The organism is Microbacterium sp. 71-23 (assembly GCF_001897265.1).
In the GTDB taxonomy this organism is placed as follows: domain Bacteria; phylum Actinomycetota; class Actinomycetes; order Actinomycetales; family Microbacteriaceae; genus Microbacterium; species Microbacterium ginsengisoli.
In genome coordinates, this window is sequence record NZ_MKSL01000011.1 from 60,230 (window position 1) to 79,962 (window position 19,733).

The 19,733-nt window shown below is 72.4% G+C and carries 17 protein-coding genes; 11 read left to right on the plus strand and 6 right to left on the minus strand.

What is annotated here, in order from left to right; all coding sequences use genetic code 11:
- Nucleotides 1–33: 33 nt before the first annotated feature.
- The 3 genes from BGO15_RS02795 to BGO15_RS02805 are packed head-to-tail and all read left to right on the plus strand — an operon-like array spanning nucleotide 34 to nucleotide 3,598.
- Nucleotides 34–1,164, plus strand: a complete 1,131-nt coding sequence (locus tag BGO15_RS02795) for a thiamine pyrophosphate-dependent enzyme (RefSeq protein WP_056210328.1) — start codon at nucleotides 34–36, stop codon at nucleotides 1,162–1,164.
- On the plus strand, nucleotides 1,161–2,171 hold the full coding sequence (locus BGO15_RS02800) for an alpha-ketoacid dehydrogenase subunit beta (RefSeq protein WP_056210326.1): 1,011 nt from the start codon (nucleotides 1,161–1,163) through the stop codon (nucleotides 2,169–2,171). Before BGO15_RS02795 ends, BGO15_RS02800 begins: the two co-directional genes overlap by 4 nt.
- Complete coding sequence (locus BGO15_RS02805; RefSeq protein ID WP_056210325.1) at nucleotides 2,168–3,598, plus strand: dihydrolipoamide acetyltransferase family protein; 1,431 nt, start codon at nucleotides 2,168–2,170, stop codon at nucleotides 3,596–3,598. The genes BGO15_RS02800 and BGO15_RS02805 overlap by 4 nt, the downstream gene beginning before the upstream one ends.
- A 132-nt stretch (nucleotides 3,599–3,730) precedes the next feature.
- Here BGO15_RS02805 and BGO15_RS02810 read toward each other — a convergent pair whose 3' ends face one another.
- Complete coding sequence (locus tag BGO15_RS02810) at nucleotides 3,731–4,339, minus strand: TetR/AcrR family transcriptional regulator (protein ID WP_056210322.1); 609 nt, start codon at nucleotides 4,337–4,339, stop codon at nucleotides 3,731–3,733.
- A 110-nt stretch (nucleotides 4,340–4,449) separates the two neighbouring features.
- Between BGO15_RS02810 and BGO15_RS02815 the strand changes: the two genes are divergently transcribed.
- From BGO15_RS02815 to BGO15_RS02835, 5 genes are read left to right on the plus strand one after another with little or no spacing between them, the layout of a single operon-like run.
- The gene (locus tag BGO15_RS02815) at nucleotides 4,450–6,060 is read left to right on the plus strand and encodes a carboxyl transferase domain-containing protein (RefSeq protein ID WP_082483263.1); all 1,611 of its coding nucleotides are present in this window, start codon (nucleotides 4,450–4,452) and stop codon (nucleotides 6,058–6,060) included.
- 5 nt (nucleotides 6,061–6,065) lie between these two features.
- Nucleotides 6,066–7,979: an acetyl/propionyl/methylcrotonyl-CoA carboxylase subunit alpha gene (locus BGO15_RS02820; RefSeq protein ID WP_056210395.1), complete on the plus strand. Its 1,914-nt coding sequence runs from the start codon at nucleotides 6,066–6,068 to the stop codon at nucleotides 7,977–7,979.
- Nucleotides 7,976–9,151 (plus strand): acyl-CoA dehydrogenase family protein, encoded by a 1,176-nt coding sequence (locus tag BGO15_RS02825; RefSeq protein ID WP_056210320.1) that lies wholly within the window; start codon nucleotides 7,976–7,978, stop codon nucleotides 9,149–9,151. The genes BGO15_RS02820 and BGO15_RS02825 overlap by 4 nt, the downstream gene beginning before the upstream one ends.
- Entirely contained in the window at nucleotides 9,144–9,641 is a 498-nt protein-coding gene (locus tag BGO15_RS02830; protein WP_045245890.1) for a MaoC family dehydratase, read from the plus strand. The genes BGO15_RS02825 and BGO15_RS02830 overlap by 8 nt, the downstream gene beginning before the upstream one ends.
- Complete coding sequence (locus BGO15_RS02835; RefSeq protein ID WP_056210319.1) at nucleotides 9,638–10,450, plus strand: HpcH/HpaI aldolase/citrate lyase family protein; 813 nt, start codon at nucleotides 9,638–9,640, stop codon at nucleotides 10,448–10,450. Before BGO15_RS02830 ends, BGO15_RS02835 begins: the two co-directional genes overlap by 4 nt.
- 89 nt (nucleotides 10,451–10,539) lie before the next feature.
- Here the strand turns inward: BGO15_RS02835 and BGO15_RS02840 are convergent, their stop codons facing one another.
- Nucleotides 10,540–12,834 (minus strand): heavy metal translocating P-type ATPase, encoded by a 2,295-nt coding sequence (locus BGO15_RS02840; RefSeq protein ID WP_235557425.1) that lies wholly within the window; start codon nucleotides 12,832–12,834, stop codon nucleotides 10,540–10,542.
- 109 nt (nucleotides 12,835–12,943) lie between these two features.
- On the opposite strand from BGO15_RS02840, the gene BGO15_RS02845 reads away from it, so the two are divergent.
- The 3 genes from BGO15_RS02845 to BGO15_RS02855 are packed head-to-tail and all read left to right on the plus strand — an operon-like array spanning nucleotide 12,944 to nucleotide 15,898.
- Complete coding sequence (locus BGO15_RS02845; RefSeq protein WP_082483276.1) at nucleotides 12,944–13,906, plus strand: aldose 1-epimerase family protein; 963 nt, start codon at nucleotides 12,944–12,946, stop codon at nucleotides 13,904–13,906.
- Between the two features lie 37 nt (nucleotides 13,907–13,943).
- Entirely contained in the window at nucleotides 13,944–15,506 is a 1,563-nt protein-coding gene (locus BGO15_RS02850) for an amino acid permease (protein ID WP_082486323.1), read from the plus strand.
- Nucleotides 15,503–15,898 (plus strand): VOC family protein, encoded by a 396-nt coding sequence (locus BGO15_RS02855; RefSeq protein WP_045245895.1) that lies wholly within the window; start codon nucleotides 15,503–15,505, stop codon nucleotides 15,896–15,898. The genes BGO15_RS02850 and BGO15_RS02855 overlap by 4 nt, the downstream gene beginning before the upstream one ends.
- A 326-nt stretch (nucleotides 15,899–16,224) precedes the next feature.
- On the opposite strand, the gene BGO15_RS02860 is transcribed toward BGO15_RS02855, so the two are convergent.
- The 4 genes from BGO15_RS02860 to BGO15_RS02875 are packed head-to-tail and all read right to left on the minus strand — an operon-like array spanning nucleotide 16,225 to nucleotide 19,578.
- Nucleotides 16,225–16,923, minus strand: coding sequence for a DUF2461 domain-containing protein (locus BGO15_RS02860; RefSeq protein ID WP_056210316.1), 699 nt, complete (start codon nucleotides 16,921–16,923; stop codon nucleotides 16,225–16,227).
- A complete protein-coding gene (locus BGO15_RS02865) occupies nucleotides 16,878–17,456 on the minus strand; it encodes a hypothetical protein (protein WP_056210315.1) in 579 nt (192 codons plus the stop codon). The genes BGO15_RS02860 and BGO15_RS02865 overlap by 46 nt, the downstream gene beginning before the upstream one ends.
- Entirely contained in the window at nucleotides 17,453–17,797 is a 345-nt protein-coding gene (locus tag BGO15_RS02870; RefSeq protein WP_056519176.1) for a hypothetical protein, read from the minus strand. Before BGO15_RS02870 ends, BGO15_RS02865 begins: the two co-directional genes overlap by 4 nt.
- Nucleotides 17,794–19,578: a TIGR03767 family metallophosphoesterase gene (locus BGO15_RS02875; RefSeq protein WP_056210313.1), complete on the minus strand. Its 1,785-nt coding sequence runs from the start codon at nucleotides 19,576–19,578 to the stop codon at nucleotides 17,794–17,796. Before BGO15_RS02875 ends, BGO15_RS02870 begins: the two co-directional genes overlap by 4 nt.
- Between the last annotated feature and the right edge of the window lie 155 nt (nucleotides 19,579–19,733).

Below are 19,733 nucleotides of genomic sequence, written 5' to 3' on the forward strand. Positions count from 1 at the left end.
CCTCACGAGGGCCGGCGCGAACCGGAGGTCGCAATGGTGCACACCCTCATCCCCGAGACCCTTCCCGCCGCCGACGTCGACGATGTCGCGCGGGTGCTCACCCCTGAGGGCGAGCGCATCCCCGATCGACTGCTCGACCCCTGGATCACGGATGTCAACACCGGCGCCCTGCGCGCGCTGCACCGCGACATGTCGGTGCTGCGCCGCCTCGATGCCGAGGGCGTCGCGCTGCAGCGTCAGGGGCAGCTCGGCCTCTGGGCGCCGTGCGCCGGCCAGGAGGCCACTCAGATCGGCATCGCCCGGGCGTTCCGCGACGACGACTTCCACTTCACGAGCTACCGCGAGCTCGGCGTGCTCTACGCGCGCGGTGTGAGCCCCGACGGCCTCGTGCGCCAGTGGCGCGGCGAGGCGCCCTCGGGGTACGACCCGTTCGACGTGCACGTCGCGCCGCTGCAGATCATCATCGGCGCGCAGAGCCTGCACGCCGTCGGCTACGCGATGGGCGTGCAGCGCGACGGCGGCGACCAGGTCGCCGCGGCCTGGTTCGGTGACGGCGCGACGAGCGAGGGCGACGTCAGCGAGGCGCTCGTGTGGGCGGCATCCTTCGACGCACCCGTCGTGTTCGTGTGCACCAACAACCAGTACGCGATCTCCGAGCCCGTCGGCGTGCAGACCCGGCACTCGATCGCCACCCGTGCCGCCGGCTTCGGGGTGCCGAGCCTGCGCGTCGACGGCAACGATGTGCTCGCGTGCCTCGCCGCCGGACGCTGGGCCGCCCACCACGCCCGCTCGGGGGAGGGCCCCGCCTTCATCGAGGCGGTCACGTACCGGATGGGACCGCACACCACGAGCGACGATCCCACCCGCTACCGCACCGCCGACGAGCGCGAGGCATGGGCGCGGCGCGATCCGATCGACCGTGTCGCCGAGCATCTCGAGGGTCTCGGCGCGATGGATGACGCGTTCGCGGCCGAGGTGGCCGTGGCATCCGATCAGGCGGCCGCCGACATGCGCGCGGCGTGCCTCGCGATGACGACGGCGCCCGCCCTGAGCGTGTTCGACCACGTCTACGCCGAGCCGCACGCGGCGCTCGCCGCCCAGCGCGGCCGGTTCGCCGCCTACCTCGACGGGTTCGAGGGCGCCGAGACCGAGGCCGCAAGATGACGACGCTCACGATGGGCAAGGCCCTCAACGCCGGACTCCGGCGCGCGCTCGCCGACGACGACCGCGTGCTCGTCATGGGCGAGGACGTCGGACGCCTCGGCGGGGTGTTCCGCATCACCGACGGACTTCAGGCGGAGTTCGGTGCGCAGCGCGTCATCGACACCCCGCTGGGCGAGGCGGGCATCGTCGGCACGGCGGTCGGGCTCGCGTTCCGTGGGTTCCGGCCGGTCGTCGAGATCCAGTTCGACGGCTTCGTGTACCCCGCGTTCGACCAGATCGTCTCGCAGGTCGCGAAGCTGCACTACCGCTCGCAGGGGCGGGTTCGGATGCCCCTGACCATCCGCATCCCGTGGGCGGGCGGCGTGGGCGCGGCGGAGCACCACTCCGAGTCGCCGGAAGCCTACTTCGTGCACACGTCGGGGCTGCGGGTCGTGGCGGTCTCGAACCCGCAGGACGCCTACACGATGTTGCGCCAGGCGATCGCCTGCGACGACCCGGTGGTCTTCTTCGAGCCCAAGCGGCTCTACCACGCGAAGGGCGAGGCCGACCTCGACGGCGACCTCGCCGATGCGCCCCCGATGGGTCTCGCCCGTATCGCCCGTGAGGGCACAGATGTCACCGTGCTCACCTACGGCGGGCAGGTGACCACGGCTCTCGACGCGGCCGTCGCCGCGGAGGACGAGGGCGTCTCGCTCGAGGTCATCGACCTCCGCTCGCTGTCGCCGGTCGACTATCGCACCGTGACCGCATCGGTGCGCAAGACCGGACGGGTCGTCGTCGTGCACGAGGCCGCCGCCGAGGCGGGTGTCGGCGCGGAGCTGGTCGCGAGCGTCACCGAACGCTGCTTCACCTTCCTCGAGGCGGCGCCCGTGCGGGTGACCGGGCACGACATCCCGTACCCGCCCGCGAAGCTCGAGAAGCACCACCTGCCCGACCTCGACCGCGTGCTCGATGCGGTCGACCGCGTGCTCGACCGGCCGAACAGCTTGACGGGGGTCGAGCTGTGAGCGTCGAGTTCGCCCTGCCCGACCTCGGCGAAGGTCTCGCTGACGCCGAGATCGTGCAGTGGCTGGTCGCCGAAGGCGACACCGTGACCCTCAACCAGACCCTCGCCGAGGTCGAGACCGCGAAGGCCATCGTCGAGCTGCCGTCGCCGCACGCGGGTGTCGTCTCCCGACTGCATGCGGCCGCAGGCGACACGGTCGACGTGGGGGCTCCGCTCGTCACGTTCGACGCAGCGGTCGAGGCGGCCAGCGATGCCGTGCCCGCCGAGCCGGCGCCGGTCGACTCCGCTCCCGCCGAGCCGGCAGTCGGCGGGGAGGCCGCGGCATCCGTCGATGCTGATGCTGACACTGATGCCGACGACGAGCACGAGGATGCCGCGCCCCGCCCGAACCTCGTCGGGTACGGCGCGCTCGCCCGTTCGGGCGCGCGCCCGCAGCGGCGTCCGCGTCGGGTGCGCGAGGTCGCCGAGGTCGACACGGCCGTGCTCGACGCGGCGCCGCACGACGCGCACGTGAGTTCTCAGGTCGACGACGGCCCGCTCGAGCGACTGCGGTCCACGCCGCCGGTGCGCCGGCATGCGAAGGAGCTCGGCGTCGAGCTGGCGCTCGTCGCGGCCGCCGGGGCGACCGGCGTCATCACCCGCGCCGACGTCGACGCGTTCGCCGCGCGCGTCGGGGCGTCGGCGCCCGCGGGGCCAGGCCCCGCCGTCGCACCGGCTCTGGCCGCGGCATCCGATCGTCACGTGCCCGTGCGCGGCGTGCGCAAGCGCACGGCCGAGGCGATGGTGCGCAGCGCCTTCACCGCCCCGCACGTCACCATGTTCCACACGGTGGATGTCACGGCGACCACCGCGTTCGTCGCCTCGCTGCGCGACGACCGTGCGCTGGCCGGGCACCGCATCGGGGTGATGGCGGTCGTCGCGAAGGCGGTCTGCCTCGCGCTCGGCGCGACGCCGTCGCTCAATGCGACATGGGACGAATCGGGGGAGGAGATCGTGGAGCACGCCGCTGTTCACCTCGGCATCGCCGCCGCCACCGACCGCGGACTCGTGGTGCCCGTCGTGCACGACGCCGGTCGGCTCGGACTCGTCGCCCTCGCCGACGCGATCGGCGACCTGACGCGCACCGCGCGCGACGGGCGCACGACTCCCGCCGGGTTCGCCGGCGGCACGTTCACGATCAGCAACGTCGGGGTGTTCGGTGTGGAGGCCGGCACCCCGATCCTCACGCCGGGGCAGTCCGGCATCCTCGCGGTGGGTGCGGTGCAGCGTCGGCCGTGGGAATGGCAGGGGGAGGTGGCGCTGCGCGACGTCGTGACGCTCAGCCTGTCGTTCGACCACCGCGTCGTCGACGGCGAGCAGGGCGCCCGGTTCCTCACCGACGTCGGCGGTGTGCTCACGGAGCCTGGCCGCGCGATGCTCCTCGGGTAGTCCGAGGCCCCGGGAGACCCCGCGGCCGGTGATCCGGTCGCGGGGGTCTCGCGCGCGTGCGGCGCGCAGCCGTGCACGGTGGGCGCTGTGCGGGGCCGCACGGTTGCGCGGCCACCTCGCCGCGCGGCGGGCTCAGGCGTCGAGGGCGCGCAGCGCGAGGTCGTGCAGGATCGCCCCGACGGTCTGGTCGCCGGGGGCGCCGCGGAGGCCGCGCACGCTGTGGGGGGTCGAGTTGATGAGGCCGAACACGGCGTGCGCCCGCACGCGCAGGTGGGTCGCGGGCACGTCGGGGTGCCGGTGCTGCAGCACGCGGGTCCACAGTTCGACGTACTCGCGCTGCAGGCGTCGCACGCGATGGCGGTCGGGGTCGTGCAGGTTCTCGAGGTCGCGATCCTGCACGCGGATGACGTCGGCGTCGGCGAGGGCGAACGCCACATGGAAGCGCACGAGCGCGTCGAGCTGGTCGCCGGGATCGTCGTGGGCGGCGATGACGGCCCGGCCGCCCTCGAGCAGCCGTTCGCTCGCGCCGACCAGGATCTCGCCGAGCAGTGCCTGCTTGCCGGCGAAGTGCCGGTAGAGCGCGGGGCCGCTCACGCCCACGGCGGCTCCGAGCTCTTCGATGGACACCGCGGCGAACCCCTTGCGGGCGAACAGGGCGGATGCCGCGCGCACCAGGGCGTCCTGCCGTTCGGTCTTCGCGCGCTCCCGCGCGGTGGGCGTCTCGACGTCGTTGTCGGCCACGCCGCCCCCTTGTCATCTCGGTTAGCGGACGCTAACGTGAATTCCAGTTAGTGAACACTAACACTGCGGCGCATCCGATGGGGGATGCGAACGACATCGATGGAGATGGGATGACCGCGACCGACACCGTGACCGGCATCGCCGGCGCCGCCGACGTGCGCACCCAGGCGGACCTCGCCCGGGAGCTGCGTGCGCGTCTCGCTGTCGCGGCCGAGGGCGGGCCCGAGGCATCCCGTCGTCGTCACACCGAGCGCGGCAAGCTGCTCGTGCGTGACCGCATCGCCCGACTGCTCGACGAGGGCAGCCCCTTCCTCGAACTCGCCCCGCTGGCCGCCGACGGGCTCTACGACCCAGACGCCCCGGGCGCCGGTGTCGTCGCAGGCATCGGCCTCGTGCACGGGCGCCACGTCATGGTGATCGCCAACGACGCGACGGTGAAGGGTGGCACCTACTATCCGCTGACGGTGAAGAAGCACCTGCGGGCGCAGGAGGTCGCGCTCGAGAATCGCCTGCCGTGCATCTGCCTCGTCGACTCGGGTGGCGCATTCCTGCCGATGCAGGACGAGGTCTTCCCCGACCGCGACCATTTCGGTCGCATCTTCTTCCACCAGGCGCGCATGTCGGCCGCCGGCATCCCCCAGATCGCCGCGGTGCTCGGCTCGTGCACGGCGGGCGGCGCGTACGTGCCGGCGATGAGCGACGAGACGGTGATCGTGCGGGGACAGGGCACGATCTTCCTCGGCGGCCCGCCGCTCGTGAAGGCCGCGATCGGCGAGGTCGTCACGGCCGAGGAACTCGGCGGCGGCGAGCTGCACGCCCGCACGTCGGGGGTCGTCGACCATCTCGCCGACGACGACGCCCACGCGCTCGAGATCGTGCGCGACATCGTCGCGACCCTCCCCGCGCCTGCGGCCCCTGCCTGGGACATGCGGGCCAGCGTGCCGCCCGCGGCCGACCCCGCCGAGCTCTACGACCTCGTTCCCGTCGACGTCACGCAGGCGTACGACGTGCACGCCGTGATCGAGCGCCTCGTCGACGGCGACCCCGACACGTGCTCGTTCCACGAGTTCAAGGCCGACTACGGCACGACGCTCGTGACCGGCTTCGCGCGTCTGCACGGCCACCCCGTCGGCATCGTCGCCAACAACGGCGTGCTCTTCGGGGCATCCGCTCTGAAGGGCGCCCACTTCATCGAGCTGTGCGACCAGCGCGGCATCCCGCTCGTGTTCCTGCAGAACATCTCGGGATTCATGGTCGGTCGTGACGCCGAGGCCGGCGGCATCGCGAAGGACGGCGCCAAGATGGTCACCGCTGTCGCCACCACCCGCGTGCCGAAGTTCACGGTGCTCATCGGAGGCTCGTTCGGGGCCGGGAACTACTCGATGTGCGGGCGCGCCTACAGCCCCCGCTTCCTGTGGTCGTGGCCGGCCAGCCGCATCTCGGTCATGGGCGGTGCGCAGGCGGCGACGGTGCTCGCGACAGTCAAGCGCGACCAGCTCGAGGGCCGCGGCGACGACTGGTCGACCGGAGAGCAGGAGGAGTTCGAGGCGCCCATCCGCGCCCAGTACGAGCAGCGCGGCAACCCGTACTACGCCACCGCCCGGCTCTGGGACGACGGCATCGTCGACCCGCTCGACACGCGCGACCTGCTGGGGCTCGCCCTGGACGTCGCCTCCCGCACGCCGCTTCCCGCCCCGGCCTTCGGGCTCTTCCGGATGTGAGCGACGTGCCCCTCTTCGACACCGTGCTGGTCGCGAACCGCGGCGAGATCGCCCGCCGGGTGATCCGCACGCTGCGGCGCCTCGGCATCCGGTCGGTCGCCGTCTACAGCGACGCGGACGCCGACGCGCCACACCTGCGCGAGGCCGACGAGGCGGTGCGCATCGGCGAGGCCGCCGCCGCGCGCAGCTACCTGAGCATCGACGCGCTGATCGCGGCCGCGCAGGTCACGGGCGCGCAGGCCGTGCACCCCGGCTACGGGTTCCTGTCCGAGAGTGCCGCGTTCGGTGCGGCGTGCGCGGCCGCCGGCATCGTCTTCATCGGGCCGGGCGAGCGCGCGCTCGAGGTCATGGCCGACAAGATCCGTGCGCGCGATCACGTCGCCGCGCACGGCGTGCCGATCGTTCCCGGCTTCAGTGCGGCGGCGCTCGGCGACGACGAGATCGCCGCGCGCGCGGCCGACGTCGGGTTCCCGCTGCTCGTGAAGCCCTCCGCGGGCGGCGGCGGCAAGGGCATGGAGGTCGTGACGGATGCCGCGGCCCTCCCCGCCGCGCTCGAGACCGCCCGGCGCGTGGCCCGGGCCGCCTTCGGTGACGACACGCTCCTGCTCGAGCGGCTGGTGACCCGACCGCGCCACATCGAGGTGCAGGTGCTCGCCGACGCCCACGGGGCGGTCATCCATCTGGGGGAGCGGGAGTGCACGCTGCAGCGGCGCCACCAGAAGGTCGTCGAGGAGGCCCCGTCGCCCGCCGTGGACGCGGCGCTGCGCGCGCGTCTCGGCGCCGCCGCCGTCGCGGCCGCGGCATCGGTCGACTACCGGGGTGCCGGGACCGTGGAGTTCCTCGTGTCGGCCGACCGCCCGGAGGACTTCTTCTTCATCGAGATGAACACGCGGCTGCAGGTCGAGCACCCGGTCACCGAGGCCGTCACCGGCATCGACCTCGTCGAGCAGCAGCTGCGCATCGCGGCGGGCGAGCAGCTTCACATCGCACAGAGCGACGTCGTGCTCGACGGACATGCCGTCGAGGCGCGCGTGTACGCCGAGAGTCCCGAGCGGGGCTTCCTGCCGGCGACCGGCGAGGTGGTGCGCTGGCTGCCCGCCCCGGGCGTGCGCACCGACGCGGCGGTCGAGACCGGATCGCACGTGACTACCGACTACGACCCCATGATCGCGAAGGTCATCGCGCACGCGCCCACCCGGGCCGCCGCGCTCGCCGCGCTCGACCGCGGTCTGCGCGACACCGTGTTGCTGGGCGTCGAGTCGAACATCGGATTCCTGCGCGACCTGATCGCGCTGCCGGCGGTCGTCGCCGGCGACCTCGACACCGGCATCATCGAGCGGATGCCGCCTCCCGCCCCGCGTGCGCCGACCGAGGCCGCCCTGCGGGTCGCGGCCGCCGCAGCCCCCGCGCCCGGCGCGACGGAGCCCGCTTTCGCCTCGCCGCTCTGGCGGGCGGGAAGCGGGTGGCGCGCCTCGGCGCCCGCTGTCGTCGCCGAGCGGGCGTTCGCGACGGCGGACGGCGACGTCGTCGCGGTGCGCCCCGCTCCCGTGACCGGCGAGAGCGCGCGGGATGCGGACGGCACCGTGTGGGTGCACACCGCCGACGGCACCTGGGCGCTCACCCCGCTCAGCCGTCGCGCCGCCGACGAGCGGCGGCGGGCGCGGCGTGAGCGGGGGGATGCGGCATCCGACCCCCGGCTCGCCGCGCCCATGCCGGGCACGGTCGTCGCCGTGCACCACGCCGACGGCGATGCGGTCACCGCCGGCACCCGCATCGTCACGATCGAGGCCATGAAGATGGAGCACCCCCTCACCGCGCCCCACGACGGCACGGTGCACGTCGACGTCGCCGTCGGCGACCAGGTGAGACTGGGGCAGGTGCTCGCCCGCGTCGACCCCCACCCGGAAGGAACACCATGACGCTCACGCACGACTACGACCTCACCGACGACGAGCGCGAGCTCGCCGCGATGGTGCGCGCGTTCGCCGACGAGGTGGTGGCGCCCCGCGCGTACGAGGCCGACCGCACCCACACCCTGCCGCTCGACATCGTCGCGCAGATGGGGGAGATCGGTCTGTTCGGACTGCCTTTCCCCGAGGAGGTCGGTGGCCAAGGCGGCGACTACATGGCCCTGTGTCTCGCGATCGAGGCGCTCGGACGCGTCGACCAGTCGATCGCGATCACCCTCGAGGCCGGCATCGGGCTGGGCGCCATGCCCGTCTTCCGCCACGGCAGCGACGCCCAGCGTGAGAGGTGGCTCCCCGACCTCGTCGCGGGGCGAGCGCTCGCCGGTTTCGGTCTCACGGAGCCCGAGGCGGGATCGGATGCAGGCGCCACCCGCACGACCGCGAGGCTCGACGGCGACGAATGGGTGATCAACGGGGCGAAGCAGTTCATCACCAACTCGGGCACCGCCATCACCCGCTTCGTGACGGTGACCGCCGTCACCGGCGCCCGCGTCGGACGCCCCGAGATCTCGACCATCATCGTGCCCAACGGCACCCCCGGGTTCACCGTCGAGCCCGCCTACGACAAGGTCGGCTGGCACGCCTCCGACACGCACCCGCTCACCTTCGTCGACGCCCGGGTGCCGGCGGAGAACCTCCTCGGCGAACGGGGCCGCGGCTACGCGAACTTCCTCGCGGCGCTCGACGAGGGGCGCATCGCCATCGCCGCGCTCGCGACCGGTGCCGCAGAAGGATGCCTCGAGGCATCCGTCGACTACGCCAAGTCGCGCACCGTGTTCGGGTCGGCGCTCGCCGGCAGGCAGGGCATCCAGTTCCTCATCGCCCGCATGCAGGCGCGCGTGCATACCGCCCGCCTCGCCTGGCACTACGCCGCCCGGCTGCGCGACGGCGGCCGGCCGTTCAAGACCGAGGCGGCGCTCGCCAAGCTCGTCGCCAGCGAGGCCGCGATGGACAACGCGCGCGATGCGACCCAGGTGTTCGGCGGGAACGGGTTCATGAACGAGTACCCGGTCGCCCGGCACTACCGCGACGCGAAGATCCTCGAGATCGGCGAGGGTACCACCGAGGTGCAGCTGCTTCTGATCTCCCGGTCGCTCGGCCTCGAGGAGCCCGCCCGTGTCTGAGCCTGTCGACCCGCGCGCACCCATCGAGCAGCGCGGACTCTACTTCGAGGAGTTCGAGGTCGGCGCGCGCTACCGTCACCGGCCAGGGCGCACGGCGACCGAGGCCGACAACGTGCTGTTCACGACCCTCACCATGAACCCGCAGGCCCTGCACCTCGACGCCGCGTACGCCGCCACCCAGCCGTTCGGACGGCCCCTCATCAACTCGCTGTGGACCCTCGCGACCATGGTCGGCCTCTCGGTCGCGCAGCTCACGCAGGGCACGCTCGTCGCCCAGGTCGGCCTCGACGACATCTCCTTCCCCGCGCCGCTGTTCGCCGGTGACACCCTCATCGTCGAATCCGAGGTGCTCGCCGCGCGCATCTCCGGATCGCGCCCGGGCCAGGGGGTTGTGACCCTGCGCCACACGGGCCGCAATCAGGACGGAGTCGTGGTGGCCGCGGCATCCCGGATCGTGCTCGTCTGGTGTCGAGACCGGGGCGAGTCATGAGCGTCGAGCTGCCGGGGCCCGCGCTGCTGTTCTGCCCCGCCGACCGACCCGACCGGTTCGCCAAGGCCGCAGAGCGCGCCGATGGCGTCATCCTCGACCTCGAGGACGCCGTTGCCGCCGCCGACAGACCCGCGGCCCGGGCGGCCCTCGCTGCTGCAGATCTCGACCCCGACCGCACCATCGTGCGCGTCAATCCGGTCGGAACCGCCGACCACGTCGCCGACCTCGCGGCGCTCGCGACGACGCCGTTTCGCACCCTGATGGTCGCGAAGGCGGCGTCTGCGGCAGCGCTCGCGACGATCGACATCCGCTACCGCCTCATCCCGCTCTGCGAGACGGCGCGCGGCGTCATCGAGGCCGAATCCCTCGCCACCCTCCCCACGGTGATCGGTCTGATGTGGGGCGCCGAGGACCTCGTCGCCTCGCTCGGCGGCACCTCCAGCCGCGCCCGGGACGGTCGCTACCGCGACGTCGCTCGCCATTCCCGATCGCGCGTGCTGCTCGCCGCGGGGGCGTACGGGCTCGCCGCGGTCGACGCCGTGCACATCGACATCGACGACGAGCGGGGGCTGGCCGAGGAGGCACGGGATGCCGCAGCATCCGGGTTCCACGCGACCGCATGCATCCACCCCGCCCAGGTCGCCGTCGTCCGCGCGGCCTACGCGCCGACCGTGGCGGAGGTCGCGCGTGCCCGGGCGGTGCTCGCCGCCGCCGAGGATTGGGCGGGGGTGTTCGCGTTCGACGGCGCGATGGTCGACGAGCCGCTGTTGCGGCACGCCCGCGCGGTGGTCGCCCGCGCCGGCGGGTGAGGGGCCGGCCGGCGGGGCAACCATCGAGAGGTCGGCCACGCGCGAACCGTCGCGTCTCGCGTCGGAGCGCGTCGTCACCGGCCGCGCCGTCAGCGCAGGCGCAGGTCGAGTCGCCGCAGCAGCTGGGCGTTGGCGGCGACCACGATCGTCGACAGCGACATGAGCACGGCACCCACCGCCATCGGCAGCACGAAGCCGATCGGGGCGAGCACGCCAGCCGCGAGCGGTACGGAGACCAGGTTGTAACCCGCCGCCCACCACAGGTTCTGCACCATCTTGCGGTAGCTGGCCCGTGACAGGTCGATGACCGAGACGACGGCGCGCGGGTCGGACCCCGCCAGCACGACCCCGGCCGAGGCGATCGCGACGTCGGTGCCGGCGCCGATCGCGATGCCGACGTCGGCTCCCGCGAGCGCGGGTGCGTCGTTCACGCCGTCGCCGACCATCGCGACGCGGTGTCCGTCGGCGCGAAGCCGCGCGACCTCGGCGGCCTTGTCCTCGGGGCGCACTCCGGCGATCCAGCGCGTGATGCCGACCTCGGCAGCCACGCGCGCCGCCACCGGTTCGGCGTCTCCGGTCAGCATCACGACGTCGACGCCGCGTTCCCGCAGCGCGGCGACCGCCTGCCGCGAGGTCGGGCGCACCGCGTCGTCGAGCGCGATCGCGCCGATCGTGCTGCCGTCGACGACGACGTGCAGCACCGTCGACCCGGTGGTGCTCCACGCCTGCGCCACCGCAACGGGCGCGAGTCCGGCGGCGGCGAGCAGGGCCGGGCCGCCGACCGAGATGCGGTGTCCCTCGACGCGGGCGACGACCCCGACGCCGGGGGTCGTGACGATGTCGTGGGCCTCCGGCAGTCGGATGCCGCGACCCTCCGCCGCAGCCACGATCGCCCGGGCGAGGGGATGCTCCGACTCGCTCTCGGCAGCGGCGGCGAGGCGCAGCATCCGGTTCTCGTCCGTGGAGTCGAGCGCGGTCACCTCGGGAGTGCCCGCCGTGAGGGTCCCGGTCTTGTCGAACACGACGACGTCGACCGTGCGCATGCTCTCGAGCGCGAGGCGATCGGTCACGAGGATGCCGGCGCGGGCTGCGAGGCCGGTCGCGATGGAGACGACGAGCGGGATCGCGAGACCCAGTGCGTGCGGGCACGCGATGACGAGAACGGTGATGGCGCGCACGACGGCGTCATCAGGCAGGCCGACCGCCGTCCAGACGACCGCCGTCACCACGGCGGCCGTCAGCGCGAACCAGAACAGCCACGCCGCGGCACGATCGGCGATGCGCTGTGCGCGGGTCGTGGTGCGCTGCGCCTCGGCGACGAGCCGCGCGATGCCGGCGAGAGCCGTGTCGTCGCCGACCGCGGTCACCTCGACACGCAGGCCCGAGTCGGTCGCGACCGTGCCGGCGACGACGGCATCGCCGGTCGAGCGCGTGACCGGGCGCGATTCGCCGGTGATCATCGACTCGTCGATCGCCGCCGTTCCCGACACCACGCGCCCATCGGCGGGAACGCGTCCGCCCGGGCGCACGACGACCACATCGCCGACCCGCAGCGTCGCCGGGTCGACCGACTCGGTGCCCTGGGCGGTGACACGCTCGGCCCGATCGGGGAGCAGAGCGGCGAGCGCGTCGAGCGCGGACGACGTCTGCGCGACGGCCCGCATCTCGATCCAGTGCCCGAGCAGCATCACGACGACGAGAAGCGCGAGCTCCCACCAGAAGTCGAGCTGGTGGTCGAGCAGCCCGAGGGAGGCCCCCCACGATGCGACGAACCCGACCGTGATCGCGAGGGCGATGAGCAGCATCATCCCGGGCCGCCGCGCCCGCAGCTCGGCGACGCCGCCGACCAGGAACGGACGCCCGCCCCAGACGTACATCACCGTGCCGAGCACCGGCGACACCCACGACAGAACGGATGCCGCGGGCACCTCGTAGCCGACGAGCATCGCGAACATCGGCGAGAAGACGACGACGGGCGCGGCGATCACGAGCATGATCCAGAACAGGCGACGGAACTGGCCGACGTGCGCGGAGTGATCGTGCGCGGAGTGGTCGTGGCCGGAGTGGTCGTTCCCCGCGTGGTCGTGTCCCGTGTGGTCGTGCGCGGAGTGGTCGTGGTCGGCGTGGTCGGCGTGGTCGGCGTGGTCAGTGTGGTCGCTGGCGACGGTGGCGTCGCCGTGGTCGCCGTGGTCGTGCGCGGAGTGACTCGCGTGGTCGTCGTGCCCGTCGTGCCCGCCGTCGTCTTCGTACCCCGCATGGTCATGCCGTTCGTGGGCCTCAGCGGGTGCCGGCGCTGCGTGGCGCGGCGCGTCGGGGGAGTGCGGGTGCACCTGAGGGTGCGGATGCACGTGGTCGTCCGTCTGATCGGGGCTGTTCGTGGTCACAGATCCTGTATACCCCTGAGGGGTATGTCGGCGCAACCGGCCGACCACAGCGCGGTCGCGTTCCGCGCCGCGTGTGGCCGTCGCGCGACGGGTCTGCCAGGATCGCCCCGTGAGCATCGACGCTTCGGCCCCCCTGTCCGGCACCGCGCTGACCCTTCGTGGCGGCGGATACCTCGCCGAGTTGAGCACGGTCGGCGCGACGGTGCGCGTCCTCCGCTTCGGTGACCGCGACCTGATCGTCCCGTTCGCCCGCGACGAGGTGCGCCCCGCGTTCCGGGGCGCGACGCTCGCGCCGTGGCCGAACCGCATCGTCGACGGCGAGTATCGCTTCGCAGGGGAGACGCATCGCGTCGCCCTCACCGAGCCGGAGCGAGGCCACGCCCTGCACGGACTCGTCGGCTGGCACGACTTCGCCGTCGTGGCCCACACGCCCGAGCGCGCCCTCCTGACGACGACGATCGCGGCGCAGTCCGGATACCCCTGGCGGGTTCGCGTCGACGTCGACTACCGACTCGACGGCTCCGGGCTCACCCAGACGGTCACCGCCGTCAATCTGTCCGACACTCCGGCGCCGTTCGGCACGGGACCCCACCCTTACCTCCTTCCGGCGACGGGCTCCGTCGACGAGGCGCTCCTGCACCTCCCCGCCTCCCGCGTGCTCGAGGTCACCCGGCGGCGCCTGAAGCCGCTCGACCTCGCCGAGGTCGCCGTCGACGCCGCTCGCTTCGACTTCCGCTCGCCGCGGGTGATCGGAGAGGTCTGCATCGACCACGCGTTCACCGATCTCGCGCGTGACCGCGCGGGTGTGGCATCCGTGACAGTGACGGATGCCACGGCCCGAGGCGCGCGCATCACCTTCGACGCCGGGTCGCCGTGGGTGCAGATCTGCACCGCCGACCAGCCCGGCGGCCCGGGAAGCCCCGGACACCGCATCGGCGTCGCCGTCGAGCCGATGACGTGCGCGCCGGACGCCTTCAACGCGGAGCGGTACCCGTTCGACACCGGGGTGCGGTCGATCGCGCCGGGGGAGGCAGCATCCGTCACGTGGACGCTGTCGGCAGTGGGAGACTGACTCCACCGCGGCGCCGCCGCGTGCGAACGGGGAGCGCATGACAGACCGCACCGACACGAGCAGGCTCGATCCGGAAGACGCCCAGGAGGGACCCATCGGCACCACGGGGGACCGCGCGCTCGCGGTCGCGGACTTCTCCACCGAGGACGCCGGGTATCACAAGACCCTGCGACCGAGGCAGATCCAGATGATCGCCATCGGCGGTGCGATCGGCACCGGCCTCTTCATGGGGGCCGGCGGACGTCTCGCCTCGAGCGGACCCTCCCTCGTGCTGGTCTACGCGATCTGCGGCTTCTTCGCGTTCCTGATCCTCCGGGCCCTCGGCGAGCTCGTGCTGCACCGCCCGTCGTCGGGGTCGTTCGTCTCGTACGCGCGCGAGTTCTACGGCGAGAAGCTCGCCTTCGTCTCGGGGTGGCTGTACTTCCTCAACTGGGCGATGACCTCGATCGTCGACGTCACGGCAGCAGCTCTGTACGTCAAGTTCTGGGCGCAGTACTGGGAGCCGCTTCAGCAGGTGCCGCAGTGGCTGATCGCCCTGCTCGCCCTCGTCGTGGTGCTGTCGGTCAACCTCGTGAGCGTGCGGCTGTTCGGCGAGATGGAGTTCTGGTTCGCCCTCATCAAGGTGAGCGCGCTCGTGGTCTTCCTTGTCGTCGGCGTCTGCTTCATCGTGTTCGGCGGGCGCACCGACATCGGTGCGACGGGCTTCTCGGTCATCGCCGAGAACGGGGGCGTGTTCCCCCTCGGCGCCGTCGCGCCCCTCCTCGCGATCTCGGGGGTCGTGTTCGCCTACGCGGCGATCGAGCTCGTCGGCACCGCGGCGGGTGAGACGGCCGAGCCGGAGAAGGTCATGCCGAAGGCGATCAACACCGTCGTCTTCCGCATCGCGATCTTCTATGTCGGCTCGGTGCTGCTGCTCTCGCTGCTGCTGCCGTTCACCACCTACGAGGCCGGAGAGTCTCCGTTCGTCACGTTCTTCTCCCACATCGGATCCCCGCAGGCGGGCGCCGTCGCCGGGTCGGTGATGAACTTCGTCGTGCTCACGGCCGCGCTCTCGAGCCTCAACGCCGGGCTGTACTCGACGGGTCGCATCCTGCGTTCGATGTCCGTCAACGGCTCCGCCCCACGGTTCACCGCCAAGATGAGCCGTCACGGCGTGCCGTTCGGCGGCATCCTGCTCACCACCACCATCACGCTCTGCGGTGTCGGCATCAACGCGCTGTGGCCTTCCGAGGCCTTCGAGATCGTGCTGGAGATCTCCGCCCTCGGCATCATCGGCGGCTGGGCGACGATCATCCTCTGCCAGCTCAAGCTGCGGACGTGGGCGAAGCGCGGCATCCTTAAAGAGCCCTCGTTCCGCCTCTTCGGCGCGCCGTACACCTCGTACCTCACGCTCGCCTTCCTGCTGTTCGTGCTCGTCACGATGGGCTTCTCGGAGAGCGGGCGCTGGGTGCTCGCCTCGCTCATCGTGCTCATCCCCGCGCTCGTGATCGGCTGGTTCGCCGCCCGCAAGGGCATCTACGCCGCGGCGGCCGCACGCGAGGGCTACACCGGCACGCACCCCGTCGTCGCCGGACCGCCCCGACCCGAGGAGGATGCATGACCGCCCCCGCTCCGTACCTTCACTTCGACGGCGAGGCCCGTGCCGCGCTGGACTTCTATGCGGCCGCGTTCGGAGGTGAGGTCGAGGCCTACACGTTCGCCCAGTTCTCGCGCACGGACGGGCCGGGCGAGGCGATCGCGCACGGCATCCTGCGTGGACCGGTCGAGCTGTTCGCCGCCGACATCGCCCCGGGGGAGGAGACCACGCACGTGCGAGGCGTGCTGTTCTCGCTGCTCGGCTACGCCGACGCCGACACCCTGACCCGGTGGTTCCAGGCGCTCGCCGATGGCGGCACGATCGTCGACGACCTGCAGGTGCGCCCGTGGGGCGCCCACGACGGTCAGGTCACCGACCGTTTCGGCCTCACCTGGCTCATCGGCTGGGAGGACTGAGCCGGGCCGAGCCCCGGGGGCCCGGCCACGGGCCGGGTGATCCGTCGCCGTGACTCAGACCCCGTGACTCAGACCCCCGGGGGTCGCCGACCTGCCTAACGTCGGAACTTCTGCCCGACCCGCCGGTGCTGGGTCCGAACTCCCGGCGTGTCGGCGAGAACATCCGACGGTGCGCTCAGCCCGGGTCGGGCAGGGGCAGCCTGGCCTCGGGCAAGGGGCAAGGGGCAAGGGCCAAGGGGCAGCCTGGCCCCGGGGAAGGGGCACGCGGCACGGGGGGCATCCAAGGTCAGGGCCGCGCGGCGCCCGCCCGCGCACAACCCGCCCGCTCAGCGGGCGCGCACGCGTACGAGGTCGTCGCCGAGGTTCTCGGCGAGCCACGTGAGCCAGGGTGCGACCGCGCGCCAGTGCGCCGAGATCTCGTCGTATGCGACGGGGGTGAACCACCAGTCCTCGACGGGTTCCCGCAGCCCGACGGCGAGGTGCTTGAGCCGCAGCAGGTCGATGCGCGGGTGGTCGACCGGGTAGCCGCGCGGTGCGGTGCGCAGCGCGTCATCCGTCATCAGGGTGAACCCCGCATCCGTGAGGCCGGCGAGCACCGGCTCGAGACGGGCGAAGGATGCCTCGTCGGCGACGATCTCCCGGAAGCGGGCGAGTGCGGGCGGCGGAACGTCGTAGACCCCGCCGCCGACGAGCAGGCCCTCGGCGGACAGCTGCAGGTAGAACGCGACCGGAGGCGTCGAGGACACCATGCCGATGTGGGTCTTGTACGGCGTCTTGTCGGCGCTGAAGCGCACGTCCCGGTAGGGACGGAAGATCTTGAGCCCGCCGAACTCGGGTTCGAGCTCGCCCGCGAGCAGCTCGAACGGGGTGCGCACGTTCTCGTCGTAGCGGTGCTTGTTCGCCAGCCACCACTCGCGCGTGTTGTTCTCGGCGAGCTCGCCGAAGAACGCGATCGCGTCGGGGTTGAGGCCCGTGAAGCTCATGATGCTGCGGATGCCGCGGTGCGCTGCACGAGCGACGACCACCAGATCAGCAGGCCGCCTCCGGCGATGCCGAATACGAGCCAGGTGATCATTCCGCCGACGGCGCCGGTGATGAAGAATCCGGCGCTGAACGCGGCGATCCAGGCGACGGTGAGCACGACGGAGCCGACGACCAGCAGAATCACCGCGGCCCACGGGTGGGCGCGGAACACGCGGAAGCCGTGCCAGGGCCGCTGACCGGCGGATGCCGCGGCCACGAGGCATCCGGCCGCTGTCAGCACGAGCGGAACGAGGATCGAGACGGCGCCGGCGACGACCAGCAGGATGATGACGAGCAGCGACATCCACCCGAAGGCTGCGACGCGCGGCCCACCGGGCGCACGGGTCGCGAATGCCCACGCCGCCCAGCCGAGCAGCCACACCTCGACCACGACGATCACGATCGACACGACGCCGATGATCGAGAGCGCCGTCGTGTCGGTGCTGCCGACGGCGGGCAGAGCCGTCAACCCCTGCGCGACCGCGCCGAGCACGATGACGAGCGCGAGGGCGATGCCCGAGCGCACGCGGCTCATTTGCCGGCCGCCTTGTCGAGCACGGGCTGCAGGTCACCGTCGTAGAGGGTCGTGTCGCCGACCTTCACGATGAGGGTCGTCTTCGCGGACGCGGGGGAGCTCACGGTGATCGTCTCTTTCGTCAGGGTCTCGCCGGTGCAGCTGACGCCGCCGTCGGTGGCTCGCGTGCACACGGGCGCGGTCAGTATCTCGATTTTCGCCGATTGCAGCACGTCGATCCCCGCGTACCTCACCTCTTCGAGGTGGGTGCCGCCCACGGGGGCGATGGCCTGCACCTGGGTGCAGGCGGTGAGGGATGCCGCGGCCACGACGAGCGCGGCCAGCGCCCAGGTGCGTCTCACGATGCCGCCTTCTGCTCGTGGGCCAGGATGCGTGCGCGCTCGGTCATGCGCTGGGCCTCGAGCGCGGCATCCGTGATCTTCTCGAGGTCGAACGGGGCCGGGAGCAGCAGCTCGGTGTTGCGGTCGAGGGCGGAGCCGCGACGCATCGCCGGGGATTCGGCCCAGTCGTTGGCCGCGAACTCGCGGGCGCGAGCGGCGAGGTCGCGGGACGCGCCGGTGCCGGCGGGAGTCGCCGCCGAGGCGTGGTCGAGCACGGTGGTGAAGATCGAGAGGGTGCCGTCGCGGTTGTCGACGATCTCGAGCACCTGCTGCTGCTGCGGGAAGTCGATGCACGAGGCGGTCGTGATCTCCCAGAAGCCGCCGCCGTTCGCACCCGGGTGGGCGAGGATCTGGTTGAGGTGCGTGTGGCCGTTGAGCCAGGCGATGGCGACGGGGTAGGCCAGGAGCAGGTCGATGACGTCTTCGGCATGGTGCAGCACCGTGGTGTCGCCGGGGCGCTGGGCGTCATTCTCGAGGGTGAGGCTGTTGTGGTGGCTGAGCACCACGACGAGCATGCCCTCGGTGGTCGCCTGCTGCAGCTGAGCCTTCAGCCACTGGAACTGCACGTCGGGGAGGGCCCCGTCGGGGCCGGCCACGGCGTTGCAGGTGTCGAGGCCGATCGCGCGCACGAACGGGGAGAGCTGCGCCGTCCACCAGGTCTCGCCCGAGTCGAGGTTGTGCTGGGTGAAGCCGTGGCCGATGGGTCCGGGCTGGGTCTCGGTCGTGAAGTGCTCGGCCATGAAGTCGCGCTGCGCGAACAGGTAGCGGTCGGGGTTCGCGGTGACCTCTCTGAAGCCGGGGCGTCCGAGCCAGAGGCCGAACGCGTCGAGCAGCTGCGTGACGGCGCTGCCGCTGGCGGCGTAGCCCGCGAGCGCCATCGATGCCGTCGCTTCGAGTGTGTACGCCTTGCGGCCGCCGACGGCGAGGGCGTGCAGCGTGGGGCTGAGGTTGAACGTGCCGAGCAGCAGGGTGTCGTGGTTGCCGTAGACGGCGTACCAGGGCGCGGGGAGGCCGGGGGAGGTCGCCGGGTGGCTGATGGCGTCGTCGAGCAGGGTGGGGAGGGTGGGGAACCCGTAGTCGCCGAACGATCCGCCGCTCGGATCGTTCGGGCGGTACGCCCACGTCGCCTCGGGCCACGCCTGCACGCCCTGATACGTGCTGCCCGAGGACGCCGGGTTCACCGAGAGGCCGTCCATGAGGTCGATGTACCAGCGCAGCTCGAGGTGGGAGTGCATGTCGGCGCTGTCGCCGGTGACGACGGCGGCGCCCATCGGAACCCCGGTGAGCGGGGAGTAGCGGGCGTCGGAGAACGCCTGCACCATGGCCGCCGTCGTGTGCGGACTGAGCGGATCGTGCGGGTGGAACGCCGAACCCCAGGCGGAGTGGTCCTGCACGATCATCGGCTCGATGCGGCCGGGTGACTGCGCGTCGATGACGTGCAGGTCGCTGAGGTGCCCAAGGTAGAGCAGCGACCGTCGGCGACTCGTGCGGGTCGGGTCGGCGGTGCGGCCGAGCACGTCGTAGCGGGCGATGTAGGGCTCGCCGACGCCCGTGGTGAGGGTGCGGTACGAGCCCTTCGTCACCGGTCCGTAGAGGATCGTCTGCAGCAGGGTGCTCGGGATCTCCCCGGGGTCGGTCTGGGCCAGAGCAAGCTGCGGGGCGAGGGTCTCGACGCTCACGCCGAGTGCCGCCGCGAGGGCGGCCGTACGCGCCAGGAACTGGCGGCGGGAGAGTCCCCCCATTGCTGCCCTTCGGGTCGGCAACCGTGTGCGAGTGCGCTCATCATGACATGCACGTCGGGGCGCGGCAACGCGCCACGACGGCGGATGCGGCGGGCCGCGGCATCCGCTCTCGTCACCGGCCGTGGCGACGCGCGCCGGCCATGGTCAGACCATTC